This window comes from Aliikangiella maris, from assembly GCF_040719265.1.
Lineage (GTDB): Bacteria > Pseudomonadota > Gammaproteobacteria > Enterobacterales > Kangiellaceae > Aliikangiella > Aliikangiella maris.
Window position 1 is genome coordinate 1 of record NZ_JBFDAH010000052.1, and the last position, 6,294, is coordinate 6,294.

Genomic DNA, 6,294 nt, shown 5'->3' on the forward strand with positions numbered 1-6,294 from the left:
GGCGATACTCGCCACACTGCTCGCTATACCCATCCGCTCGCCTTGCAAGCTCAGCTCAGCACCCAGTAACTGATACTCTCCATACATCACTCCCGCATAAACACCAACCTGCCCCCCAAGCCCCTCACCCGTGCTTAAATCCTGCAACCGACTCCGGCTATAACCCGCATCTTCCAATGCCTGCCAGCTATGGGTTAAAAACAAACGTTCCTGCGGGTCCAATACCTTCGCTTCTCGTGGTGATATGTTAAAAAAGCGCGGGTCAAACTCATCAACTCCCTCAATAAATCCACCCCACTTGCTAAAGTGCACTCCCTGCAAACTTCTATCCGGCACATAATAATCTTCAAAGCGCCACCGGCTCGGCGGCACTTCGGTAATACAATCCACGCCCCCCCGTAAGTTCTCCCAATACGCATCAACATCCTTCGATGCCGGATAACGGCCACTTAAACCAATTATCGCTNTGCCGGATAACGGCCACTTAAACCAATTATCGCTATCCGACTGGGCTTTGATGCTGCCTCCAATAATTGTTCTGTATCATATGTTCGGACGGTCGACGCATGATGATTTGCAGCGGTCGGTGTGAATCGATTTGATTGAGTTCTTTGCTGCGTTGACTGTATTGGAGCAATATTCGACGGATGCTCTGGGGCTTGCGCGCCAGAAGTAGGTGTTTTTGTGAAAGCTCGCTCAGATGACAGTTGTTCATGCGGTTTATCATTGGTATCTGAAACTGCTGGTGCAAATAATAAACGCACTTTTTGTTCATGGTGTTCATTAAAATAGGCAGCAAGTTCCGCAATACTTTGGTATTCGAAAAAGAGTGTTTTAGATAAGGGACCAAAAGTTTTTTCCAGTTGTGTCGTCAAATTCATCGCCAATATGGAATCTACCCCATACTGCTCAAGTGCAGCTTTAGGATTAACCATATCTGTATTCATTTTTAGCAGGCTGGCAAGCTGCTCACATAAAAATATTTCAATTTTTGAATAAAGTGCTGGCGCACTTAGTGCTGTGCGAGCGTTAGCCGCCGTATTATTAATTTCGAGATCGCTTTTATTTTTATCCTTCACGCTCTTGCTTGATACATCAGGTAAAAATTGATTGAATAGTTTTTGTTTGATTTGATTAGGCTGCCCATAAAAGGTAAGCACTTGACAATGCTCACCGGCTATTGCCTGCTTTAATAGGAATAGGGCTTGTTCACGACTTAATGAATGCAAACCAGTATTTTGTTGCAGTAATTGCTGCGTTTGCTCATCAATCTGCATTCCACCATTTTGCCAAAGTGGCCAGTTAATAGATAAACTTTTTCCTTGTCGCAAACCTTGTTGCACCAGTTTTTCACGGTATAACGCAAAACGATCCATAAAAGCATTTGCCGTTGCATAATCAGCCTGTCCAAGATTACCTTTGATGGCAGCTACCGATGAAAATAATATAAAGAAGTCTAACGAAAGTTGCGCAGTAGCCTTATCCAGATTCATCGTACCTGCCACTTTGGGTTGTATAACCTCGCTAAATTCCTCTATGCTTTTTTTCAAAATATAATTGTCAGCAGTCATACCTGCGCAATGAAATATTCCATTAAGCTGTTGATGCTGAGTAGTGATTTCTTGAATCAGTTCATTAACAGCATTCGCATCAGTCAAATCGAGTTGCACATAATGTATATGCGACTGGGTAGTATCGATTGTTGCCAGCGTTTGTTGTTTTGTTTTGGTTAATGCACTTCGCCCCGTCAGATAAATTTGTACTGGTTTATTCTGTTGTGATAGCTGGCCCTGTTGCGATAGTTGATCCTGTGGTGAAAATCTATCCTGTTGCAAAATCATTTGAGTCAGCGTTAGCCCAATAGCCCCCAAACCACCAGTAATTAAATAAACACCATTTTGTTTAAAAACAGGAAGCTCTTTAACCTGCGCTTCTGGTTGGTTATTTGTTGCGAGCAATTGCCACTGACGAGTCCAGCAAGTGATATCATTTTCAACGTGTCTATATTGCAATAAAAGCCGCTCACTATTAGCTGAATTTTGCGCAATCACCCATAATAGCTCGGTTTCATTTAAGTCCTCGGGTACACATGCAACTTGGCAGATATAATCAGGATTTTCCTGTTGCAATGTTCCAAGCAATCCACTTATCGCTGAGAATAACTGAGTCTCTATAGCTGAGTGGTTTAACTCACTTGCTTCCGGTTCGGCAATTAAAAACTGCAAATGATATTTTGTTGTCTTTTTTTGTGCAATTAACTGTTGCACCCAACGCAAGCAATCTAAAGCAAAATTAGTAAAATCGCTAACTAATGACTGTGTATGGCCTATTACCGATGCATTTTTCAGTCTATCGTTTTCACCCAAATCACCCTGCGCAAATGAGCTAACCCCATTAATGCTTATCTGATGTATTTGGTATTGCATAGCGATTGAGTCAACAATCGTTTTATGAGCATCGTTAGTTTGGTAGCCACAAAAGACAATAACCTTTTCGACATTGTCAGTTAACGTGGTCTCTGTTTGACTTTGCACTGGCTGAGTAAAACGGATTGGTAATTGGTACCAGTCGGCAACCATTATGCCTGCTTGCAATTTATTTTTGTCGAGCAGTTTTATCTTATTGTTCACATCAACATTGGCATCAGTGTTAAATGGCACGTCAACACCTTGTTTACTGGCTTTAATCCATTGCAACGCTTGCTGCTGATTAATTTTTCCAGCACTTAACGCCTGATATATTTGCTTTAATGTTTTCATTTGACAATTACCCTAACTCGACGGCATCTTCAACGGATATTTTATGATTGATAACACGCTCAATAATTTGTTGATAATGCGTATCATCAAATTCTATGGATGGTGATTGTTGTGGTGACAGCAAGCGCGTTGAAAAACCTTCAATCTTAATACAGCGTTGACCATCCGCATCAAATAGCTCTAAGTCATATTTTTTAACTTTCACAGGTTGCGCTTGTGTTTCATTCTTGTGAATATCATGTTGTTTTACGCGCACAAACATCGCCCCACGACAGGTTCTATAGACACTCAGTTTTTCTAAAGAAAATGGCAAGTGCGGATAATTTTCTGCTTGCGATTGCTGCATTAAAAAGCCAACCGTTGTTTGCAAAACGCTATCTAACATGCCTGGGTGCCATTGATACTCAGCAACCTCTTGCGCCAGCGACCCAGGCACCTCTAACCGAGCAACCAATTGTTGTTGCGATACAATCAGTTGTTGAATTGCCTGGTGACTATCGCCATAGTGCAATCCCATAGTCTGAAAGTAAGCATAAATTTCGTTGGCTTGAAAAAGTTGCGCATCAACAGCTTGACTCAGTGAGTTTTCAATACCTTGCCAATCAATTAATTGACTATCTGATTCCTGATTATTTTCTTCATTGAATGCAACACGGCACTGCATTAGCAATAAATTTTTCTGTAACTCATCATCAACATAAGCATAAACTTCAACATCAATGATTAACTCACTTTGCGGTAATAAAACAATTTCAATGGAACGATTAACATCAACCACTAAAGGACGAACCCAGGCAACTTGAGTTAATTGAAACTGTTTATTCTGGTACAAATTATTGGCGGCGTTTTCAATTGCAGCGCGAATCATTTCCAAATAAGCCACACCTGGCAATATAGGCTTCAATTGTGTATCAGCCTTTGCAAGCTGTATTTGATGATCTCTCAAGAATAATTCATTTCCGCTAAAAACGGTGCGATAGCATTGCCGTTGTAAGTCTGAAATATTTTCATGTAACAAAGGATGAATCCAGTTATTCCCGACTTGCTCACGCCCTATCTGCATTGTTTGTAATAGCGGGTTATCGTCACTCTCTGCCCAGTAGCGCTGTTTATCGAAAGGATAATGAGGCAAATGTAATCGACGGAGTGGTGTTGTTTGCTGAATAATCGACCAATCAACATTTTTTCCTGTACACCAATTGCGAGCTAACTCAAGCAGCGTGTCTTTGGGCGCCAACAAAAATGAATCATGCAACCAATCATTTTGCTCTTGCAAGTACTCGGGCTCTTCGATATTCGCCCAATAAAAGTAATTGGTACGCTGTTGTTCTAGCGGATCTATTTTTGTTGCTTGTTGTTTTGTAAAATATTTTAGGTTGGTAATCAGTTGCTGCTGATTGGCAACCAATGTCGCCCAGCGATATTGCATGGCGGCTCTTCCAACTTGTAGCGTATAACTCAGGGCAGCCATATTAACAGGGGAACTTTCAGCGTTGATAAAGTCACCCAAATTATTAACCTGTTGCAAAAGTTGTTTATTAGTTCGAGCAGACAGAACAATGAGATAATGTTCAGCCTCAGATGCTTTATTGTCGATTGTAGTTTGGCTTTGTCCAGCGGCAGAATAGGAGGACGAATATGTTGCATTAGAGGTCACATATTCATTGGTATGCCATTCACGTATTACCAGATGCGCATTAGTCCCACTGAATCCAAATGAACTAACCGCAGCTCGACGTGTTTGTCCTTGCGCAATGGACCAAGGCTTTAATTGCTCACTAATATAAAAAGGTGAGTTTTCCAATCGAATATGTTCATTCAAATTTTCAAAATTAATCGTGGGTGGCAGTTGTTGATGTTTTAAAGCCAACGCAACTTTAATGACACCAGCGACCCCGGCAGCAGATACACAATGTCCAATATTGCTTTTAACAGAGCCGATTGCGCAGTATTGCGTATTTTGATCTTGACCTTGATTTTGATTTTGATTTTGATTTTGATTTTTCAGCTTATTGTTAAAAGCATCTTTCAGTGCATCAACTTCGATAGGATCTCCCAGTTTAGTGCCTGTTCCATGCGCTTCGATAAGTTGAATTTGCGCTGGGTCTATCGAGAATTTTTCGTATACTGAAGTAATGAGTTTGGTTTGCGCGCGAGCATTTGGCGCGGTAATACCGTTGGACTTTCCATCCTGATTCATCCCCCAACCTTCAACAACTCCGTAAATATTATCTTGAGCCTCAACCGCATCCGCCAGTCGTTTTAAAAGTACCACTCCGACAGCTTCGCCAGGCACAAAACCATTCGCCCGTTGATCAAAAGTAAAACAACGACCATCTTGCGATAACATCCCCGACTGCGCCGTTTTTATATGCATCGATGGGCCAGACATAATATACACGCCTCCCGCTAATGCGAGATCGCTACTACCAACCTGCAAGCTATCGCAAGCATTGGCAATGGCCACCAGTGAAGAAGAACACGCCGTATCAATGGACAAACAAGGTCCTTGTAAATTTAAAAAATAGGCTATGCGTGCAGCAAGAATAGAGGCGGAGTTTCCGGTAAACCCTTGTGCACTTAATTGTTGGGATATTGAAAACTGTTGATAGTCACCTGCACCGCAACCAACAAAAACACCACACAAACTATCAGACAGTTCACGCGGGTTGTAGCCCGCATCTTCAATCGCATGCCAGCAGTTTTGTAAAAACAGGCGCTGCTGTGGATCGATACTCTCAGCTTCTACCGGAGAAATATTAAAGAACAGCGGATCAAAGCAATCATAGTCTGCTAATGCCCCCATCCATTTACTATTGGTTTTGCCTGGCACAATTTCACTTGCCTCGTAAAACTTATGGATATCCCATCGTTCAACTTCACGAATACAATTTTTTCCTTGTGCAATATTTTGCCAGTATTCTGCCATATTATTAGCTTGTGGAAATTGTCCCGCCATACCAATAATAGCGATACTTTGTGGCTGAATATTTTTAGCAAATTGCCCAGGGGCGCTTGTTTGTTCGTTCTGTTTTTTACTTAGCGCTTCTGCGGACTCTTGAACAAGGTGAGCAAATGAAACCAGTGACGATTGCGGAACAACTTGCATACTAAAATGTTCAGCCCGTGATGGTGAAACAATTCCGCTAAAATCAATTGGTTTCATTTGTGCCAAAGGTATCGTAGTCGCAGTGGTATTAAGACGACTTTCACCGATTAACTTCTCCGCAGACTGTTGCGAAGGTTGTTTATGCGTTTGCTCCGTTTGGGTTTGTAAAATTTGTGCTTGTGAAGTTTGCTGTGTCTTTTTCGAATACGGTTCAAGCACCGTTAAATCTTTTATTTCCGTTAAAACATATTCAGCCATTTGCCCAAGCGTCGGATAACTGTACACCTTGGTCGCTTCAATATCGAGTTTGAAACTCTCATTAATTTTACGAATCCAGGTTACACCGGTAATGGAATCCAGTCCGAGGTCAATAAACTGCGCCGTAGTTTCAATTTCATCAACCGCTAAATGTAATTCACTGGCCAG

At 41.7% G+C, this 6,294-nt stretch carries 3 protein-coding genes; all 3 read right to left on the reverse strand.

The genetic code is table 11. From position 1 onward, the window contains the following. Positions 1-534, reverse strand: a 534-nt coding sequence (locus tag ABVT42_RS21375; protein WP_367024403.1) for a polyketide synthase, incomplete at its 3' end; no start/stop codon positions are given. After that, positions 459-2,759 carry an SDR family NAD(P)-dependent oxidoreductase gene (locus ABVT42_RS21380; RefSeq protein WP_367024401.1) on the reverse strand — a complete coding sequence of 767 codons (2,301 nt, stop codon included), beginning with the start codon at positions 2,757-2,759 and terminating at the stop codon, positions 459-461. The genes ABVT42_RS21375 and ABVT42_RS21380, both read right to left, overlap by 76 nt. Positions 2,760-2,766: 7 nt before the next feature. Continuing rightward, on the reverse strand, positions 2,767-6,294 hold a 3,528-nt coding region (locus tag ABVT42_RS21385), incomplete at its 5' end, for a beta-ketoacyl synthase N-terminal-like domain-containing protein (protein WP_367024402.1).